18 protein-coding genes and 1 tRNA gene are annotated in these 19052 nt (G+C 68.8%); 10 read left to right on the top strand and 9 right to left on the bottom strand.

Features of this window, described 5'->3' with window-relative positions; translation table 11 throughout:
- The first annotated feature begins 18 nt into the window (after nucleotides 1-18).
- Complete coding sequence (locus tag ACIBK1_RS32395; protein WP_030509503.1) at nucleotides 19-729, top strand: GAF and ANTAR domain-containing protein; 711 nt, start codon at nucleotides 19-21, stop codon at nucleotides 727-729.
- Between the two features lie 66 nt (nucleotides 730-795).
- On the opposite strand, the gene ACIBK1_RS32400 is transcribed toward ACIBK1_RS32395, so the two are convergent.
- Entirely contained in the window at nucleotides 796-1152 is a 357-nt protein-coding gene (locus tag ACIBK1_RS32400; protein WP_231513984.1) for an STAS domain-containing protein, read from the bottom strand.
- A gap of 186 nt (nucleotides 1153-1338) precedes the next feature.
- Between ACIBK1_RS32400 and ACIBK1_RS32405 the strand changes: the two genes are divergently transcribed.
- The 3 genes from ACIBK1_RS32405 to ACIBK1_RS32415 all read left to right on the top strand — a co-directional run bounded on the left by ACIBK1_RS32405 (nucleotide 1339) and on the right by ACIBK1_RS32415 (nucleotide 3968).
- Nucleotides 1339-2118: a SigB/SigF/SigG family RNA polymerase sigma factor gene (locus ACIBK1_RS32405; RefSeq protein ID WP_030509501.1), complete on the top strand. Its 780-nt coding sequence runs from the start codon at nucleotides 1339-1341 to the stop codon at nucleotides 2116-2118.
- Nucleotides 2119-2237: 119 nt separating this feature from the next.
- A complete protein-coding gene (locus ACIBK1_RS32410) occupies nucleotides 2238-2654 on the top strand; it encodes an ATP-binding protein (protein ID WP_197042727.1) in 417 nt (138 codons plus the stop codon).
- A 15-nt stretch (nucleotides 2655-2669) separates the two neighbouring features.
- Entirely contained in the window at nucleotides 2670-3968 is a 1299-nt protein-coding gene (locus tag ACIBK1_RS32415; protein ID WP_030509499.1) for an NAD(P)/FAD-dependent oxidoreductase, read from the top strand.
- Between the two features lie 147 nt (nucleotides 3969-4115).
- Here ACIBK1_RS32415 and ACIBK1_RS32420 read toward each other — a convergent pair whose 3' ends face one another.
- The 6 genes from ACIBK1_RS32420 to ACIBK1_RS32445 form a co-directional block, all read right to left on the bottom strand.
- Complete coding sequence (locus tag ACIBK1_RS32420; RefSeq protein ID WP_030509498.1) at nucleotides 4116-6116, bottom strand: ABC transporter ATP-binding protein; 2001 nt, start codon at nucleotides 6114-6116, stop codon at nucleotides 4116-4118.
- Nucleotides 6113-7846 carry an ABC transporter ATP-binding protein gene (locus ACIBK1_RS32425; RefSeq protein WP_030509497.1) on the bottom strand — a complete coding sequence of 578 codons (1734 nt, stop codon included), beginning with the start codon at nucleotides 7844-7846 and terminating at the stop codon, nucleotides 6113-6115. Before ACIBK1_RS32425 ends, ACIBK1_RS32420 begins: the two co-directional genes overlap by 4 nt.
- Nucleotides 7847-7995: 149 nt before the next feature.
- Nucleotides 7996-8478 carry a CBS domain-containing protein gene (locus ACIBK1_RS32430; protein WP_396739534.1) on the bottom strand — a complete coding sequence of 161 codons (483 nt, stop codon included), beginning with the start codon at nucleotides 8476-8478 and terminating at the stop codon, nucleotides 7996-7998.
- 129 nt (nucleotides 8479-8607) lie between these two features.
- Nucleotides 8608-8802 (bottom strand): hypothetical protein, encoded by a 195-nt coding sequence (locus tag ACIBK1_RS32435; protein ID WP_030509495.1) that lies wholly within the window; start codon nucleotides 8800-8802, stop codon nucleotides 8608-8610.
- Nucleotides 8803-8809: 7 nt separating this feature from the next.
- Nucleotides 8810-9664 (bottom strand): hypothetical protein, encoded by an 855-nt coding sequence (locus ACIBK1_RS32440; RefSeq protein WP_051761986.1) that lies wholly within the window; start codon nucleotides 9662-9664, stop codon nucleotides 8810-8812.
- Entirely contained in the window at nucleotides 9661-10302 is a 642-nt protein-coding gene (locus ACIBK1_RS32445; RefSeq protein WP_030509493.1) for a hypothetical protein, read from the bottom strand. The genes ACIBK1_RS32440 and ACIBK1_RS32445 overlap by 4 nt, the downstream gene beginning before the upstream one ends.
- A 118-nt stretch (nucleotides 10303-10420) precedes the next feature.
- Between ACIBK1_RS32445 and ACIBK1_RS32450 the strand changes: the two genes are divergently transcribed.
- Nucleotides 10421-10756, top strand: a complete 336-nt coding sequence (locus tag ACIBK1_RS32450; protein WP_036407543.1) for a DUF6458 family protein — start codon at nucleotides 10421-10423, stop codon at nucleotides 10754-10756.
- Between the two features lie 9 nt (nucleotides 10757-10765).
- Here the strand turns inward: ACIBK1_RS32450 and ACIBK1_RS32455 are convergent, their stop codons facing one another.
- Nucleotides 10766-11200: a hypothetical protein gene (locus ACIBK1_RS32455; protein ID WP_396739537.1), complete on the bottom strand. Its 435-nt coding sequence runs from the start codon at nucleotides 11198-11200 to the stop codon at nucleotides 10766-10768.
- Between the two features lie 92 nt (nucleotides 11201-11292).
- Here ACIBK1_RS32455 and ACIBK1_RS32460 point away from each other — a divergent pair.
- From ACIBK1_RS32460 to ACIBK1_RS32480, 5 genes are all read left to right on the top strand, one after another.
- Nucleotides 11293-11366, top strand: a tRNA-Pro gene (locus ACIBK1_RS32460).
- Nucleotides 11367-11779: 413 nt separating this feature from the next.
- The gene (locus ACIBK1_RS32465; protein WP_396739539.1) at nucleotides 11780-12568 is read left to right on the top strand and encodes a DUF6461 domain-containing protein; all 789 of its coding nucleotides are present in this window, start codon (nucleotides 11780-11782) and stop codon (nucleotides 12566-12568) included.
- Between the two features lie 361 nt (nucleotides 12569-12929).
- Entirely contained in the window at nucleotides 12930-15158 is a 2229-nt protein-coding gene (locus ACIBK1_RS32470) for a tellurite resistance TerB family protein (RefSeq protein WP_396739675.1), read from the top strand.
- Nucleotides 15155-16507, top strand: coding sequence for an ATP-binding protein (locus ACIBK1_RS32475; RefSeq protein WP_396739541.1), 1353 nt, complete (start codon nucleotides 15155-15157; stop codon nucleotides 16505-16507). Before ACIBK1_RS32470 ends, ACIBK1_RS32475 begins: the two co-directional genes overlap by 4 nt.
- Nucleotides 16476-18737, top strand: coding sequence for a DEAD/DEAH box helicase (locus ACIBK1_RS32480; RefSeq protein ID WP_328854063.1), 2262 nt, complete (start codon nucleotides 16476-16478; stop codon nucleotides 18735-18737). The genes ACIBK1_RS32475 and ACIBK1_RS32480 overlap by 32 nt, the downstream gene beginning before the upstream one ends.
- A 118-nt stretch (nucleotides 18738-18855) precedes the next feature.
- On the opposite strand, the gene ACIBK1_RS32485 is transcribed toward ACIBK1_RS32480, so the two are convergent.
- On the bottom strand, nucleotides 18856-19020 hold the full coding sequence (locus ACIBK1_RS32485) for a hypothetical protein (RefSeq protein ID WP_167530295.1): 165 nt from the start codon (nucleotides 19018-19020) through the stop codon (nucleotides 18856-18858).
- Nucleotides 19021-19052: the final 32 nt, after the last annotated feature.

Raw genomic sequence — 19052 nt, forward strand, 5'->3', positions numbered from 1 at the left:
GGGAATGGTCTTTCTACCATGGAGACGACATCCATTCTCGCGCGTGACCTCGCGGCGCTGGGCCGTGTGACCGAGGGCACGTCGGCCGAGAGCGTTCTGCGCGGCATCACCGAGGCGGTCGCCCGTGGCGTCCCCGGCTGCGCCGGCGGAACGGCCGAGTTGTGGATGGAGGAGCGGGTGCTGCTCGCCGCCTCCCACAGCGAGCTCACCGTGCTCATCGACCGCGAACGCGACCTGCGCGAGGGCCCGTCGAGGGAGGCGCTGTCCACCGGCCGCCCGATGGCGATCCCCGACGTCATGCGCGAGTCCCGCTGGTCCCGCTACGCCGCCACCGCCGTACGGCACGGGGTGCGCTCGGTCCTCGTCGTGCCGATCGCGGTGGAAGGCGCCGTCGTGATCATCGGCCTGTACGGCGTGCGCCCCGGCGTGTTCAGCTCCGGCGGCCCGCTCATGGCCCTGCTGCGCGAGCAGATCACCGTGGCGCTGGCCAACATCTGGGAGTTCGACGACGTCCTGACCGGCGCGGCGCAGATGCAGGAGGCCCTGGCGGGCCGGTCGGTGATCGACCAGGCCAAGGGCATCATCATGTCGAAGAGCGGCTGCTCGGCCGAGGAGGCGTTCGAGGAGCTCAGGCGGGTGTCGCAGCACCACCAGGTGAAGGTGGCCGACCTGGCCAAGCTCCTGGTGACCGAGCACCAGCAGAAGCACGGGGGAGCCGCCCCGGCCTGAGCGGGGCCGTACGCCGCGGGCGGCGGCAGCCGAGATGCGGCGACCGGCGGCGGGGGCGCGGCGGGCTCAGGCGGCGAACGCGGCCAGGGCCTCGTCGAGGGTGTCGAACAGGGGCAGCCGCTCCGACAGGCCGGTGACCCACATCACCTTGGAGTTCGGGTATTGCACGGAGACCAGTGCGAATTTGCCGCCGGCTGTGGTCGAGCGCTGCCAGTGGTGCACGATCAGGCCCAGCGCCCGGGAGTCCATGAAGGTCACGCCGCCCAGGTCGAGGACCATGCCGGGGCCGTGGTCGTCGGCCGCGGCGTCCAGGTAGTCCGAGAACTGCTCACGAGTCGTGGCGTCCAGGACGCCGTTCACATGGATCACCACGATGTCCCCTGCCATGCTGGACGTCAGGGACAGCAGCCCGTTGTTAGACACCTCGCGCCTCCTCTGCGGCAACATTACTGGTGCCGAAGGGGTGGTGATACTCCTGATTTTGCGGCAATATACTGAAGCAGAGGTCCAGCAGAGGGCCTCGTCTCGATACTGTAGCGAGGCGTGCCTTCTGCGTGGTCATCCCAGCGCGTAGGCGCCCTCGCGAGAAAATACGAGGGGACTGCGCAGATGGCTGCCGAGGTCCGTGTAGAGACCGCCAGCAATCCGACCGCCGAAGAACTCCTGGCCGAGCTGGCCGAGGACGGACAGTCCGAGGAGCGGCGGGAACGCCTCCGTGAGAAGATCGTAGAAATGCACCGCCCGATGGCGAGGGACATCGCCCGGCGGTACCTCAACCGTGGCGAGCCGATGGAGGACCTCCTGCAGGCCGCGTACGTCGGCCTCATGAAGGCCATTAACGGCTTCGACCCCACCCTGGGCCACAGCTTCCGCGGGTACGCCATGGTCACCATGACGGGCGAGGTCAAGCGGCACTTCCGCGACCGCACCTGGGCCGTCCGGGTGCCCCGCCTCTACCAGGAGCGCCGGGCCGAGCTCAACCGGCACGTCGCCGACATGACGCAGGAGCTGGGCCGGTTCCCCACCGTCGCGGAGCTCGCCAAGAAGATGGGGCTGTCCGAGGAGGACATGCTCCTCACCATGGACGCCTCCGCGGCGTACAGCACGCTCTCCCTCGACGCGCCGATCGGCGCCGACGACGACGCCGCCGCGCTCGGCGACGTGATCCCCGAAGAGGACGACGCGCTCGACACCCTGGTGGACACCGAGGCGCTGAAGCCTCTCATCGACCTTCTCCCCGAGCGGGAGAAGAACATCCTCCTGCTGCGCTTCTACGGCAACATGACGCAGGCCGAGATCGCGGCGGAGTTCGGCATATCGCAGATGCACGTCTCACGGATCCTCCGCAAGACCCTCGACCAGCTCCGGGCGGAGCTCGTCGCGGGATGAGAGGATGCGGCGATGCCCGGGACACCGTCTGTGCCAAGGCGGTGTCCCGGGGTATCTTCGTCCTGCCCATAGCCCATAGATCCTGAGACGGCCAGATTCCGGCGGGAGGCGTGTACCGGGTGAAAGATGACGGCGTTCCCGCGCACGTCACCAGAGCGGCAAGGGAGCGTGCCTTCTCCTTAGCCGATCTGCCCGATCTGCGGGAGTTCGCCGCCGCCGAGGCGCTGCGTCGCGGCATGAGGGAGGGCGCGATCGGCGACTTCCTCGTCGCGCTCAACGAGGTCGCCACCAACGCGGTCACCCACGGGTCGACCAAGGCACGGCTGGGCATCTGGCGCGATGGGGCGGCCCTGGTGGTCGCCGTGCACGACGACGGCAGGCAATGGCGTCTCGAGGGCGAGCCGGGCCACGACCCGCCTCCGGAGAACGCGACCAGCGGCATGGGGCTGTGGGTCACGCGCATGCTGAGCAACGACCTCCACGTCACCACCGGTCCCGCAGGGACCACGGTGACGATGCGTTTCCTCCTGGACTAGGGGTAGGGGACAGCCATGGCTGTCCCACGGATTCTGATCGTCGGCGGCGGATACGTCGGCATGTACACAGCACTCCGCCTGCAGCGCAGGCTCCGCCGCGGCGAGGCGCTCGTGACCGTCGCCGACCTCGACTCCTACATGACCTACCAGCCCTTCCTCCCGGAGGCGGCCGCGGGCAACATCGAGGCGCGGCACGTCGTCGTCCCGCTCAGGCGGGTGCTGAACAGGTGCCAGATCCTCAGCGGCCGGATCACCCAGGTGCGGCTCGGCGACCGCAAGGCGGAGTTCACCCCGCACGAGGGGCCCGACCTCACCATCGACTACGACTACCTCGTCGTCGCGCCGGGCTCGATCTCACGGCTCCTGCCGGTGCCCGGCCTGGCCGAGCACGGCATCGGCTTCAAGACCATCGAAGAGGCCATCGCCCTGCGCAACCACGTGCTCGGCCGCCTCGACATCGCCGCGTCCACGCCGGACCAGGAGGTCCGCCGCAAGGCCCTCACCTTCGTCTTCGTCGGCGGCGGCTACGCCGGCGTGGAGGCCCTGGCCGAGCTGGAGGACATGGCGGCGGGCGCGCTCAAGTACTTCGCCGGGCTGCGCCGTGAGGACATGCGCTGGATCCTGGTCGAGGCCACCGACCGCATCCTGCCCGAGGTGGGCCCCGACATGGGCAAGTGGACGGCCCTCCAGCTGCGCGAGCGGGGCATCGAGGTCCGCATGGGCACGCGGCTGAAGTCCGCGGAGGACGGCCGCGTCGTGCTGAGCGACGGCGAGGAGTTCGGCGCCGACACCCTCGTCTGGACGGCCGGCGTCAAGCCCAACCCGCTGGTCGGCGCGGGCGACCTGCCCCTGGACAAGAAGGGCAGGATCAGGGTCGACCCCTGCCTGCGCGTGCACGGCACCGACTTCGCCTTCGCCGCGGGCGACTCCGCCGCCGTCCCCGACCTGACCCGGCCGGGGGAGTTCTGCCCGCCCAACGCCCAGCACGCCGTACGGCAGGCCAAGACGCTGGCCGACAACCTGCTGGGGGTACTGCGGGGGGAGGCCCAGCGGCCCTACCGGCACAAGTACGCGGGGTCGGTGGCGAGCCTGGGACTCTACAAGGGAGTCGCGCAGATCTATGGCCGGGAGCTTCGCGGCTTCCCCGCCTGGTTGATGCACCGCACCTATCACCTGACGCGGATGCCGACCTTCAACAAGAAGACCCGGATTCTCATGGACTGGACGCTCGGGCTGTTCTTCCCCCGGGAGATCATCTCGCTGGGGGCCATCGAGGAGCCGCGCAAGGAGTTCACGCTGTCCGCCCGCTCGTGAGCGTCGCGGCACCCGTCACCTCCCGCCTTCAGCGCCGGCGGGCCCCGGAGGCGGCCGAGGCGGCCGCCTCCCGGCTCTCCGCACCGCCCGGCCGGGCCGTGAGACCGGTGGCCGGGCGGCGATGAGGAGCAGGCGCGCCGGCGCCGGTCACCCCACTTCGGCGGCGGATGCGTCGTCGCCGGTCAGGGCGCCGGCGAACTGCGAGGAATAGAGCCGGTGGTAGGCACCCCGGGCGGCGAGCAGCTCGTCGTGGGTGCCGTGCTCGACGATGCTCCCGGCCTCCATCACCAGGATGAGGTCGGCGTCGCGGATGGTCGACAGCCGGTGGGCGATGACGAAGCTGGTCCTGTCGCTGCGCAGCGCGGCCATCGCGTGCTGCACCAACACCTCGGTGCGGGTGTCGACCGAGCTGGTCGCCTCGTCCAGGATGAGCAGGGACGGGTTGGCGAGGAACGCGCGGGCGATGGTCAGCAGCTGCTTCTCTCCGGCGCTGATGTTGCCGCCCTCCTCGTCGATCACGGTGTCGTACCCGTCGGGGAGGGTGCGGACGAACCGGTCCACGTACGTCGCCCGGGCGGCCGCCTGGACCTCCTCGTCGGTGGCCCGGGGGTTGCCGTAGGCGATGTTGTCGCGGATCGTCCCGCCGAACAGCCAGGTGTCCTGGAGCACCATGCCGATCTGGGCACGCAGGTCCTCGCGGCGCATCGCCGTGATGTCGACGCCGTCGAGGGTGATGCGGCCCGCGTCCAGCTCGTAGAAGCGCATGATCAGGTTGACCAGCGTGGTCTTCCCCGCGCCGGTCGGGCCGACGATCGCGATCGTGTGCCCGGGCTCGGCCACCAGCGACAGGTCCTCGATGAGGGGCTGCTCGGGGTCGTAGCTGAAGGACACGTGCTCGAACTCGACGCGCCCCCGCCGGGTCTCGGGCAGCACCGGGTCGGCCGGGTCGGGCTCCTGCTCCTCGGCGTCCAGCAGCTCGAAGACCCGCTCGGCGGAGGCCACCCCCGACTGCAGGAGGTTGGCCATCGAGGCGACCTGGGTCAGCGGCTGGGTGAACTGCCGGGAGTACTGGATGAACGCCTGGACGTCGCCCAGGCTCATCGACCCGCCTGCCACCCGTACCGCGCCGACGACCGCGATGGCGACGTAGTTGAGGTTCCCGATGAACATCATCGTCGGCATGATGATCCCGGAGATGAACTGGGCGCCGAAGCTCGCCTTGTACAGGGCCTCGTTCCGCTCCCGGAACACCTGCTCGACCTCCGGGCCCCGCCCGAAGACCTTCACCAGCTCGTGACCGGTGAACGCCTCCTCGATGTGGGCGTTCAGCGTGCCCGTGTGCGCCCACTGGGCGACGAACTGCTTCTGCGAGCGCTTGGCGATCTGCCCGGTGACGATCATCGTGACCGGGATCGTCACCAGTGCGATCGCCGCGAGCAGCGGCGAGATCACGAACATCATGACCAGCACGCCGACCACGGTGAGCAGCGAGCTCAGCAGCTGGCTCAGCGTCTGCTGCAGGGTCTGGGACACGTTGTCGATGTCGTTGGTGACCCGGCTGAGCAGCTCGCCGCGCGGCTGGCCGTCGAAGAACTTCAGCGGGAGCCGGTGCAGTTTGTCCTCGACGTCGGCCCTGAGGCGGAACACCGTGCGCTGTGTCACGTCGTTGAGCAGCCGGCCCTGCAGCCACATGAACAGCGACGCCGCGACGTACAGCGCCAGCACCCAGGCCAGGACCGTGCCCAGCGCGCCGATATCGATGCCGCGACCGGGGACGACGTCCATCCCCGCGAGCATGTCCGCGAAGTCGCCGTGACCCGAGGCGCGCAGGCCCTGCACGGCCTGCTCCTTGGTCGTTCCCGCGGGCAGCCGTCCGCCGATCACACCGCTGAAGATCACGTCCGTCGCGCGGCCGAGCAGCTTCGGCCCGATGACGGAGAACACCACGCTGATCACGGCGAGGCCGATCACGGCCAGGATCTTCGGCCGTTCCGGGCTCAACCGGCGCAGCAGCCGCCGTACGGAGGGGCCGAAGTTCATCGACTTCTCCGCCGGCATCTGGCCGCGGCCGAAGGGCCCGAAACCGCCGCCTCCGGCGGGCCGCGCCGGTGTCGTGGGCCGTGCCGGTGTCGTGGGCCGGTCGCTCATACCGCACTCCCCGCGGTCAGTTGGGACTCGACGATCTCGACGTACGTCGGGCAGGTATCGAGCAGTTGGTCATGGGTGCCGATGCCGACGACGACGCCGTCGTCCAGGACGACGATCTGGTCGGCGTCGGCGATGGTGGAGACCCGCTGGGCGACGATCACCACGGCGGCGTCGGCCGTGTGCGGGCGCAGCGCCGCGCGCAGCCTGGCGTCGGTGGTCAGGTCGAGCGCCGAGAACGAGTCGTCGAACAGGTAGATCTCGGGTTTGGCGACCAGCGCGCGGGCGATGGACAGGCGCTGGCGCTGCCCGCCGGACACGTTCGTGCCGCCCTGGGAGATCGGGGCCTGCAGGCCCTCGGGCATCGCCTCGACGAAGTCGCGGGCCTGGGCGATCTCCAGCGCCTCCCACAGCTCCTCGTCGGTGGCGTCCGGGTTGCCGTACCGCAGGTTGCTCGCGACGGTGCCGGTGAACAGGTACGGCTTCTGCGGCACCAGGCCGATGCGCGTCCAGAGCATCTGGGGGTCGAGTTCGCGTACGTCGGCGCCGTCGATCAGCACGGCGCCGGACGTCGCGTCGAACAGGCGGGGCACCAGCGAGACCAGCGTCGTCTTCCCGGACCCGGTGCTCCCGATGACGGCGGTGGTCTGTCCCGCGGCCACGCGGAAGGAGATGCCGGACAACACGGGCGCCTCCGCGCCCGGATAGCGGAACTCGACGTCGCGCAGCTCCAGCTCGCCCCGGCGGTCCACCTGGCGTACGGGATCGTCGGACGGGCGCACCGACGACTCGGTGTCCAGCACCTCCGAGATGCGCTCCGCGCAGACCGCGGCGCGCGGGATCATGATCGAGATGAAGGTCGCCATCATCATCGACATGAGGATCTGCATCAGGTACATGAGGAACGCGGTGAGGGCGCCCACCTGCATCTCGCCGCTGTCCACCCGGGCGGCGCCGAACCACAGCACGGCGACGCTGGAGGCGTTGAGGATCAGCATCACGGTGGGGAAGATGAGCGCGGTCAGCCGCCCGACGCGCAGCGCCGTGTCGGTCAGCTCGTCGTTCGCCTTCGCGAACCGGCGGGTCTCCTCACGCTCCCGGACGAACGCCCGCACCACGCGGATGCCGGAAAGCTGCTCCCGGAGCACCTGGTTCACCACGTCGATGCGGGTCTGCATGGCGCGGAACTGCGGGACCATGCGGAAGACGATCAGCCCGATCGAGACCAGCAGCACCGGGACGCAGACCAGCATGAGCCACGACAGCCCGACGTCCTGACGCAGGGCCATGATGATGCCGCCGACGCCCATGATGGGAGCGGCGACGAGCATCGTGCAGGTCATCACCACGAGCATCTGGATCTGCTGCACGTCGTTGGTGTTGCGGGTGATCAGCGACGGAGCCCCGAACTCGGAGACCTCCCGCTGGGAGAAACCGCTCACGCGGTGGAAGACCGCCGACCGGACATCCCGGCCGAACCCCGCCGCGACCCGGGCACCGTAATAGACCGCCGCGATCGAGCAGGCGATCTGCACGAGGGACACGGTCAGCATCCAGCCGCCGGTGGTCAGGATGTAGCCGGTGTCGCCCGTGGCCACCCCTTGGTCGATGATGTCGGCGTTCAGGCTCGGCAGGTACAGGGAGGCGATGGTGCCGACGAGCTGGAACAGCACCACCGCCGCGAGCGCGGGGGAGTAGGGCCGCAGGTACGTGCGGAGCAGGCGGCTCAGCACGGCCGTGATCCAGGGAGGTGTCGCGGGGAGGGGAAAATCATGCCGAACACGCTATATGAGCAGCTAGCTCACTCACGCGGGAATTTCGGCAGGAGCGAACAGGGACGGCGTTCGCCGATCTCGACGGGAACGAGGACGTCCAAGGGCCGTCAGGCGGGGGCGGGAGCGTGGCCGGAGACGCGATCGGGGGTGAGACGGGGGGCATCGCCCGGGGTGAGACCGGGGGTGAGGCCGGGGGTGAGGCCGCGGGCATCGCTGGGAGTGAGCGCGAGGGTGAGGTCGGCCAGGGCGACGACGCCGACCGGGCGGCCGTCCACGACCACCGGGAGTTGACGCACGTCCTTCTCACGCATCAGCCGCGCCGCCTCGGCGACGTCGTGGTCAGGGCCGACGGTCACCACGTCGCAGGTGCACAGCGTCGCCAGGGGAGTGGTGGCGAGGTCCCTGCCCTCCGCGACCGCGCGTACGACGATGTCCCGGTCGGTCACCAGCCCGCGCAGCCGGCCGTCACCGACGACGAGCACGTCGCCGATCCCGCGGTCGCGCATCAGCTTGGCGGCCTTGACCACCGTGGCCTCCTCCGGCAGCGTGACCGGATCGCGTGTCATGACCTCTTCCACGGTGTGGGGCATCGCGGTCTCCTGAGGGGCCGGTGGGCGTAGTCCTCATGGTTATACGGCTCTGCGGTCCCGCGGAAGGAGTGCTCCCGCGAGACCGCTTCGGGTTCTGGCCGGCCGGGGACGACGTTGTGGTCGCGGGCGTCAGCGACGGACGCGTCCGCCGCGCCAGCCGCCGCGCCAGGAGTTCACCCCGGCGGTGCCGACGCCGGCCTGGTGCAGGGACAGCAGGCACAGGCCGAGGGCGAGCAGCGCGGTCAGGCCGATGCCGATGCTCGCGTTGAGTAGGTCAAGGAGGAAGGCGATCCCGAAGACGACCGCCGCGGCGATGGCGAGCATTGTTACCTCACTTCCGGTTCAGGTGGGCAAGTAACGCGTGGTACTCGTGCAGGGCCAGGCGCAGCGCCTCGGTGTCGCCCTGCTCGTTGTCCTTCCACTGGTCGAGCAGCGCCTGACGGCGGCTGGTGAGGGCCGACAGGGCCTCCTCCACCAGTGCGTCCGCCTGCTCGACCGACTGACGGGGATCGTCGACGAAGCCCGTCTTGATCTCGCGCCACCGGCTGTCGAACGCCTCGTCCAGGACGGACGCCGTGCCGGAGGCGGTGGTGGTGACGGGGTAGGCCACCGGGCCGTCGACGGTGTCGCCGGTAGCAGTGTCGGTGGCCGTGCCGGTGGTGGTGTCTGTCACGGTGTCGCCGGAGGCCGCGGTGTCCCCGGCGAGCGCACCGTCCCGGCCGTAGCCGGCGCCGTCCGTCTCGGGGCCGCGATCCGCGTCGTCGCCGTAGGTGCCGTACGCGCCGGTCGCGGCGTCGCCGGATCGCTCGGCCGAAGTGAGGGAGTCGGTGTGGTCGTCCGTGCGGCCGCCGGCGACGAGGCGGTCGCTTTCCGCCGTGTGCCTGCCGCCGGTCTGGGGCGACGTGAGGACGTCGTCGCCCGCCTCGCCGTACGGCTGGCGGAATCGGTTGCCGTCGCCGTCCGCGTCGGCGGTTCCGTCCGTTACCGCGTCGTCGCCGGTCTCCCGGGTCGTGCCGTCGGTGTACGCGTCGCTGGGGGAGTAGACCGGGCCGGGACCCTCGTGCTCGTCCCGTCCGGTGTCCGTGACGGCCCTCTCTCTGCGCGCCTCCTCCTCGAGGGGTTCGGGGGTCTCGGGAGTCGGCCGCTCGGCGATGTCGTCGCGCTGCCTGTTCGTCCGGATGCTCATCGCTCCGCCTTCCGTACGTCCGCGTGGTGGTCGTTCATCGAGGCGCCGTCGTAGCCGCCGGTGGCGTACGCGGCGCCGTCGGCGTGGTCGTTCAGAGGAACGTCGGCGCCGTCGCCGAGCAGCTCCTGGAACAGCGCGCGGTAGTGGACCATCGCCTGGCGGAGCTCCTCGGTGGTGGCTTCCTGCCGGGCGGCGCGGCTGCTGATGTCGTGGGCGTTGCGGTAGTGGTCGAGCGTGGCGGCGTGGGCCACCGACAGGTCGCTCAGACGCTGCTCGAACTCGTCCGTGGGATAGCCGCGCTCGGCCATCACCGCGGTGACCAGCGCGTCCGCCTCGGTCACGGCGAAGCCGGGAGCGTCCACGAAGCGCTCCTGCACCTCGGTCCACTTCCTCGCGTACTGTTCCCGGGTCTGCGCGTCGAGCGGGCGGATGTCCAGCTTGGCGTGGCGCTCCTCGCGGGCGAGCAGTTCCTGCTCCGCCTCTTTCCGGCTGTCGCTGTCCCGCACCGCCCGTTCGTACTCGGGCCCGAAACGGTCCTGCAGGTGGCGCCGGCGGTTGCGTGCCGACACAAGGTAGCCGACTGCCAGGATCACCAGCACGGCGACGATCACGACGGCCACCCATGCTACGGCGGTCATTTCTGCCTCCAGGGGTGAGTGCGTTGTTCATCCGCACTGCCCGGGAATGCGGCCTTCACGCCTTGCGTAATCACGGATTCTGGGGGTAAAGGGCCGTTGACCAGCAGAGGAGGTAGCCATGGGCTTCGGGGCCAGTCTCGCCTTCATCGCGGTCGGCGCGGTTCTCGCGTTCGCCGTCAAATGGGACGTTCCTGGAATCGACCTTCAAATGATCGGCTGGATTCTCATGGCCGTGGGGGTCGTCGGCATGGTGCTGACCGGCCGCTACACCCGCCGTCCCCGGACCGAGGAGACGGTGGAGACCATCGAGCCGGACACGATGTACACCGTGGACCCGGCGGCCGAGCCGCACGTACACGTCCAGGAGACCGAGTCGCGCACCGCCGTCCACCCGGGCGAGCGCCGCGTGCACGTACGCGAGGAGACCACGCCCCTGCCGCGCGACGGTGTGTGAGCCGTACGGTCAGGGAGTGGTGTCCGCCGCGTCCGTGGCTTCGCGGGCCTCGGCGAGGACCCGGGCGACGTGCGAGTCGTCCCCGGCGGGCACCTCGTGGAAGCCGCGCTCCGGGTCATAGGCGATGTCGAGCCCGTTGTCGACCAGCCGGTTCGCCCACCGAAGGGCGGTGTTGAGCCGGTCCTTGGGGATCCGGCGACCCTGGGCCGCGGCGGAGAGGTTCCGCAGATTGGTGGCGGGGCCGCTCTGGCTGTGCTCGCGCCGGAGCTTCCACGGCAGGGCACGGCTGTGGTCCGTCATCGGCTTGGACAGGCCGGCGGCCCGCTTCGCCTGAAGGACGCCCGACTCCGTCACACCGAAGTGCTCGGCGAGACGGGCGTTGGTCCACCCTTCGGCGGCCAGCCGGACGAGTTCTTCCTGGTCGATGTGCGCCTTCCGCCCCATGATCGCCAGCCTAGGCCCACCGGCGCGGTTCGTGTACGCACGAGGGCGGAAACTGCGCTAAGGTTTGGGTGTGCCCGGGGAGACCAGGGCAACGGGACGTAGCGCAGTTTGGCAGCGCACTTGACTGGGGGTCAAGGGGTCGTGGGTTCAAATCCCGCCGTCCCGACACTGTTGTAGCAGGTCAGAGCCACAGTTCCCAAGATCGGGGATTGTGGCTTTTCTGTTGTGTCACCCAGGTGTCATCAAGAGTCGCCCTCCCGGACCGTGCCGCCCGGTGACAGATGTATGTCCAGCGTGTCACCGCATTCGCCGGTCCTCTGGCCGGGGGAGCGCCTGGTGTTCAAACGGACTGGGAGATCTACACCGTAAAGGGTGCCGCTTCTGAGCGATTCATCTTGATCGACAACGCATCCTCTGTGGGGGCCATCGCAGACGCCCGTGGCTGCCGTGGCGACCTTCCTGGCTATGGCTTGGTGACCGTCGTTCGCCACGCCGACGCCTAGTAGCGCGGGCAGCTACGAGCCGCGGCTGGGGGAGCAGTGCGTTGTCACCTGTAGCGAGCATCGGTAGATTCCGATCATGTCCGACGCCGACTTCACTCCGCTGCGTGTCACGCAACTGGCGTACGGGCGTGACATCGACTTGGCGATCCGGGAGTGGGCACGGGCCAACGGACACCCGGTCAGCGAGCGCGGCCGGGTCGGGCACGGGCTCATCGAGGCATTCTTCGCCGCCAACCCTGATGCGTATGAGCGGGCTGAAAAGACCGAGGCGGTCCATGCCACCGCCCGCACGCCTGGTGCCTCACCGGAAGACTATGCGTGGCAGGACGAGGGCCCGCTGGGACCGATCTACACGATCACGCTCGTCAGGGGAGTGGAGGAGCACGAGGTGCTCCGGCGCCTGGGCGCCGCCCTGGAACACATCCGCCTGATCGACGTGGATGAGTACCCCGATTCCAGCCGCACCCAGATCGTCGTGGCCCGGCGGGTGGGGGACTGGACCATCGTGATCGAGGAGTGCGGCTGGCGCGGCGTGCAACGCGAGGTCATCGGTGAGCTGTCCTGCGATGGCGGCGAGGCCGTCGCGGTGATGCGACACGATTACGCCGCCAGGCACGACTTCGCCTACGCCCTCGACGGTGAGCTCGTCACCAGTTACGATCCGAGCCGGCCCGGAACCCGGTGGGGCACCGCACCCGACCGGCTCAACCGGCATCTTCGCGAGCTCGGCATCGACCCGGCTTCCGACGAGTGGATCGACAACGCCATCCAGGCCGTTCTCGCGCTTGCCAGCCGGATCTCCGGCGTCATGGTCACACCGGCGCACGCCGAGCGTCCCGTTCTCGGTGCCGCGATCCCCCGTTGAAGCCGGCTCTGGCGCTCTGATGCCCAGCGCGGGGCCACTTCGGGTGCGTCGGTGGCCGACCGGCTGGTCCGAACCGGCGCAGAGGTTGGATGGTCAACTGCGACTTCTCCGGGCCGATCTCAAAGCTGGACGATAGTCGGAGGTGCTTCCACTAGGTCATCGGGTTGGGTAGGGAAGGCGTCGAATTCTTCCTTATCGCGGTTTTAGTCCTGTCCGTAATTGTGGTTCAAGTTGATAACGAGGTGATTGCTCGAACGGTCAGGCAAAGGCGTTCGGAGCTAGTGTTCACTGGTGCTTCTTGATCGCATCCACACGGCTTCTCAATCTGCTGATCGTGCGTGTGATCGGAAGAGGTGAACGCGTGGGATTCTTCGACCGTTTTCGGAGTGAGCCGGGCCAGCGTCGAGCGGCCGCGGCGCATCACCCGTCCGGGCCCGACGGTAGGCAGGACCAAGCTCCCCGCCACGCAGTCCCTCCTCAAACGGGATATCCGCAGCAGTCGCCTCCGCCGCCTACTGCTGGGCCTTGGCTGCCGCCAGGCTTCGGGGTCAGCGTTGCGGGGCTGAACATCGTCGGCGGCCTGCTGTATGTGGGCGCCGGTCTAGCGTCAGCGTCGGGACAGACGGTCGAACCCGCGTTGATCGACCCGCGACTGCCGGTCGACCTGCGCCGTCCGGATTGGACGGGGCAGGGCTTGCGCTACTGGCCCTCGTATGCGTCGATTCCGCCGGACTCGCGTGCCGCCTACCTGTCCTGGCTCGCCGATGGACGGCGCTATCCGCATGTACCCATCGGCTATGTGTTCCTGTACTTCTATGGCCTGGAACGACGGGCTCTGCATGACTTGCGTCTGGATCGTTCCAGTACGGGCCACGAGCTGTCGATCATTCAGGCCGAGGTCCGCCGGCTTCTCCGGATCTACGGCGAAAACTCTTCCTTCCGAAGCTATGCCGGTGAGTTCGACCAAGTCCTCGACCTGCTGATCCTGGCGGGCCAGGACACGCTGCCCAGTGCCGGACATCCCCCTGAGCCTTCTCGCGAGGTGACGCCGCTCCGGCTGAGGGTGGGATTGGGGGAGTTCGCAGCGGAGGGACGACCAGTCCCCGCCGAGTGGGCGTTGGCCTGGATCCGCTCCCACCCCGACTACTACCCGCGTACTCCGGCAACGCGTTGCGCCGCTCAGTTCGATGCGCTGTTCCGGTCGCGGTACGCCGCGCGTCATCGAGCGGGGCTGGTGGTCCGGCCCGGACGCAAGGAAGTCTCCCTGGATTATCGGCCCGCCAGTGCCGGCTTCGGCGGGTATCCCCGGCTGACACTCCACGGCATCCCGGACGTGCTGACGCTGGCCGCGCCGACACGCAAGCTCGTGGCGTTGGCTGACGAGTGCACCACCGACTTGGATGCCTACAGCCGTTTCGTCGGACGCTTCCCGGACCGGCAGGCGAGTGTGCAGGCGCAAGCACTGCTTCCAGCGGAGTTGCTGGACCTTGAGTCGGGAGGTGCGGGCCGCGCCGTGACGTGGGCGCGGGACCGTCTCGGCGCGCAGGAGACCGCTCTCGTGCCGGCGGAGGAGTTCGCCGCACTGCTGGGCGCGCCTACGGCCAAGCCGGCGAAGAAAGACGTCGTCGCTTTGGCACAACTTCTGGGCAGCGTGAGGATCGGAGTCGAGCCTGATCCGCGGCTGGGCGGGCCGGTCCTGTCGAGCGGTCCCATGGTACTTTTCGCCGCTCCGGGCGTACCCACCGCGGCGTCCTCAGACGCCTACCGCGCCGCGACGATCCTGCTCCATCTGGCGGCGGCCGTGAGCGCCGCCGACGGGGAGACCTCGGAGGCGGAGCAGCGTCATCTCAGCGATCACCTCGAACGGGCCCTGCACCTGACGCAGGACGAACGCCGGCGCCTGCATGCGCACCTGCGCTGGCTCATCGCCACCGAGGTGAAGCTCACTGGCCTGACCCGGCGCCTGGCCGAGATCGACGAGAAACAGCGGGCCTACGTGGCGGAGTTCCTCACCGGGGTGGCCGCGGCCGACGGTCACATTTCTTCTGAAGAGGTCAAGACCCTCAGCCGTATCTACCGTCTGCTCGGGCTCGACCCTGCCATGGTGAAGTCTGTCCTGCCGGCGACCGCTCCCCCCACTCCAGCGGCCGGTCCAGTGGTCGTTCGTCAGGCCGGGCCGGAACCGGGCTTTGCAATTCCCCGCCCTGCCGACGTTCGAACTGCCCCGGCCGTCGTGCACCTCGACCACGGTGCCATCGCCGCCAAGCTTGAGGAGACGGCCAGGGTGGGGGCATTGCTGGGCTCGATCTTCGTTGAAGAGGAGCCGGCGCAGGTGCCCTCGCCGCCTCCGGTTGCCGATTCGGCCGCCGGACTGGACGGCCCGCATTCCGGCCTCTTACGCGGCCTCCCCAACGTGGAGCAGTTGTCTCGGGGGGAGTTCGAGGACCTCGCGGCGAAATGGAACCTGCTCCCCGATGGAGCACTCGATCGAGTCAACGAAGCCGCCTACGAGGTGGGCGGTGAGCCGTTGCTCGAAGGAGACGACCCGATCTGGGTCAATCGACACCTGCTGGGAGAGATGCTGACGTGACCACGACGATCTCGATTCGCCCCCGCGAGCGTGATGCTCTGCTCCAGTCGCTTCGGGCGGGCGTAGTCCCTCGGGTCGGCCAGCGGCATGTGCAGGTGGGCCGGGCTCCCGAGGTCCAGGCGTTGGTGACCGACATCGATAGAATCGCCGGTGGTGGTTCGGCCGTGCGTTTCGTCATCGGGGACTTCGGTGCGGGCAAGACCTTCTTCCTGCACCTGGTGCGGTCCATCGCGCTGGAGAAGAAACTGGTCACCGTTCACGCCGATCTCAACCCCGACCGCCGTCTGCACTCCACCGGCGGCCAGGCGCGCAGTCTCTATGCCGAGCTGATGCGCAACATGGCCACCAGAGCCAAGCCCGACGGCGGGGCACTTTCCGCAGTCGTCGAGAGGTTCGTCTCGACCGCACTGGCCGAGGCCCAGCAGACCGGTGTCAACCCCGGGCAGGTCATCCGTACGCGCCTTGCCCATCTGGCCGAGATGACCGGGGGGTACGACTTCGCCGAGGTTGTCGGCGCCTACTGGCGTGGGCACGACACCGGTGACGAGCAACTGAAGGCCGCCGCGGTGCGCTGGCTGCGGGCCGAATACTCCACCAAGACCGAGGCCAGGTCCGCGCTCGGCGTCCGGACGATCATCGATGACGCGACCTTCCACGACCACCTCAAGCTGATGAGCCGGTTCGTTCGCCTGGCTGGATACGACGGCATGCTGGTGTGCCTGGATGAAATGGTCAACCTCTACAAGCTGGCCTCCACGCAGGCCCGCAACGCCAACTACGAGCAGATCCTGCGTATCTTCAACGACACACTGCAGGGCACGGCCGCGCACCTGGGCTTCTTGTTCGGCGGCACCCCCGAGTTCCTCACCGATTCCCGTCGCGGGCTCTACAGCTACGCCGCACTGCAGTCGCGGCTGGCGGAGAACTCCTTCGCCAGGGACGGGCTGGTGGACTACTCCGGGCCAGTGCTCCGTCTTACCGCCTTGACCCCGGAGGACCTCTACGTCCTACTCACGAAGATCCGGCACGTCTACGCCTTCGGCGACCCGTCCCGCTATCTCGTCGCCGACGACGCGCTGCCCGCGTTCATGCACCACTGCTCCAGCCGGGTCGGTGACGCCTACTTCCGCACGCCACGAACGACGATCAAAGCCTTCTGCGACCTGCTGGCCGTACTGGAGCAGAATCCCGGAGCGGACTGGCGGCGGATTCTCCCCTCGGTCGAGCTGGACCAGGAGAGCAACCCCGATCTGGCCCCGCTCGAAGAAGACGAGGGTCTCGCCACGCAGGCATCGGTGACCCAGCCCGGAGCTTTCGGTGACGACGACCTCGCCTCCTTCCGGCTCTGACGCCTTCCAGCTGCTCCACCCCAAGGTGCAACGGTGGATCTGGCAGCAGGACTGGCCCGAGCTGCGCCCGGCCCAGGAGGCGGCCGCCGCTCCCGTTCTCGCGGGTGAGACAGACGTGCTCATCGCCGCGGCAACCGCCTCGGGGAAGACCGAGGCCGCGTTCCTTCCCGTCTGCTCGGCGCTGACCGCGGATCCGCCGCAAACCGGCGGGTTCGCTGCGATATACATCAGCCCGCTTAAGGCGTTGATCAACGACCAGTACGGCAGGCTCGACGAGCTGTGCGAACACCTGGACATCCCGGTGGCCCGCTGGCACGGCGACGTCGGCGCCGGCGTCAAGAGCAAGCTCCTCGACCGGCCCCGGGGCATCCTCCTGATCACCCCCGAATCGCTGGAGGCGATGTTCGTCCTGCGCGGGTGGAAGATGCGCGACCTGGCCGGTGCCCTGCGCTACGTCGTCATCGACGAGATGCACTCGTTCATGGGCACCGAGCGCGGAGCACAACTGCAGTCCCTCATGCACCGGCTCGACCTGGCCGCCCGCCGCCGCGTCCCACGGATCGGACTATCGGCCACACTCGGCGACATGCGCGCGGCGGCGGATTTCCTCCGGCCCGGCAGCGGGGACAAGGTCACCGTGATCGTGTCGGACGCCGACGGTCAAGAGCTTCAGTTGCAGGTGCGCGGCTACGTCGAAACGCAGCCCAACCTCTCTGCCCTGGACAGAACCGCCGATGAGGACGCGGAGCAACAGACGGGCGAGGAGGACTCAGGGGAGCGGTCCGCCATCGCCGATCACCTGTTCACGACCCTGCGCGGCTCCCACAACCTGATCTTCGCGAATTCCCGGGGCGCTGTGGAGGAGTACACCGACCTGCTCAGCCGTCGATGCGACCAGGCGGGCGTGCCGAACGAGTTCGTCCCGCACCACGGAAACCTCTCCAAGGACATCCGCGAGCATGCCGAGTCCCGCCTCAAGGACCGTGCCCGGCCGGTCACCGCCGTCTGCACCTCCACCTTGGAAATGGGGATCGACATCGGATCGGTCTCGTCGGTCGCGCAGGTCGGAGCGCCCCCCGGGGTCGCCGCCCTGCGTCAGCGCCTCGGACGTTCCGGGCGACGCGGAGGGCCGGCGATCCTGCGGGTCTACATCCGCGAGCGTGAGCTGTCACCAACGCTGCACCCAGCCGAGGAACTTCGCGCTCAGCTCGTGCAGACCATCGCGACGATCGAGCTTCTGCTACAGCGCTGGTACGAACCCCCACACGGAACGGCGCTGCATCTGTCCACCCTGGTGCAGCAGACTCTCTCGCTGATCGCCCAACACGGCGGCATCACCCCGAACGACGCCTACCGAACGCTCTGCGGCCAGGGCCCTTTTCGGCTGGTCGACGCCGCGACCTTCGCCGCCCTGCTGCGCGACCTCGGCGAAGCGACGATCATCCGGCAGGAGACCGATGGCCTCCTTCTGCACGGTGACGCGGGGGAGAAGCTGGTCAACCATTACACCTTCTACGCCGCCTTCGCGGCTCCCACCGAATACCGCATCGTGCATGGGGGACGGGCTCTCGGAAGCCTGCCCATCGAACAGTCACTCCCCGAAGGTGCTCTGCTGATTTTCGCGGGCCGGCGTTGGCGAGTCCTCGCCATCGACGCGCGGGCAAAGGTCATCGAGGTCGCGCGAGCATCAGGCGGCCGCCCGCCACGCTTCACGGGAGCCGGCCCGGAGGTACACGACCGCATTCGGACCGAGATGCGGCGCGTTTACCAGGACAGCGCTGTTCCCATCTACCTGGATGCGACCGCCCAGCGCCTCTTGGAGGAGGGCCGCGCCGCCTACCGCCGCTTCGGCCTGGAAGCCCAGCCGATCCTGGCCTACGGAAACGACACCCTGCTCTTCCCGTTCTGCGGTGATGCGATCATGACGACGATCGCGCTCACCCTGCATACCAGGGGAGTCAGTGTGGAACGACAGGGGTTGGCACTGGCACTGTCCGGAGCATCGCCGCAGACCACCGCCGACCTGCTGAGAGAAATGAGCGAATCCGAGCTGCCCGCAGCGACCGAGCTGGCTCGGCTGATCCCCGACAAGAGAATCGACAAGTACGACGAATTGATCGGGGAGGAGCTCTTGGCCCGATCTTTCGCTGCCCGGCAGCTTGATGTTCCTGGTGCTCGAAACGTGATCAGCCGTCTCGCCGAGCAGAGCGCCCTCGCCTGTCTCTCGTAGCTCCAAACCGGTCCGTTGCTTCGTGAAGCATCCGGAAGCGGCGTCAGCGAGAGGGCGAAGCGACCGGCGGTGGGGGGTCGGGTGGGAAGGCGGAGGAGAGTTGGGGGGTGGTGTCGGCCTACTCGTACGGCTCGCTCGGTTCTGGGATTTCCGTCACCTGGATGGCGGTCATCTCCGGTGGCACGGTTCCGTTCGGGATCTTGCGGGACCTCGGCGGGACCCAGGTGGCGGTCACCTCGACCCAGGTGTCGTCGGGCGGCGGAGCGGCGCCGAGCACAGCCACCTTAGGGCGATGGCGTCGGCCGCGCAGCAGCT

The sequence above is a fragment of the Microbispora rosea genome (genome assembly GCF_044460045.1).
Taxonomy (GTDB): Bacteria; Actinomycetota; Actinomycetes; order Streptosporangiales; family Streptosporangiaceae; genus Microbispora; species Microbispora rosea.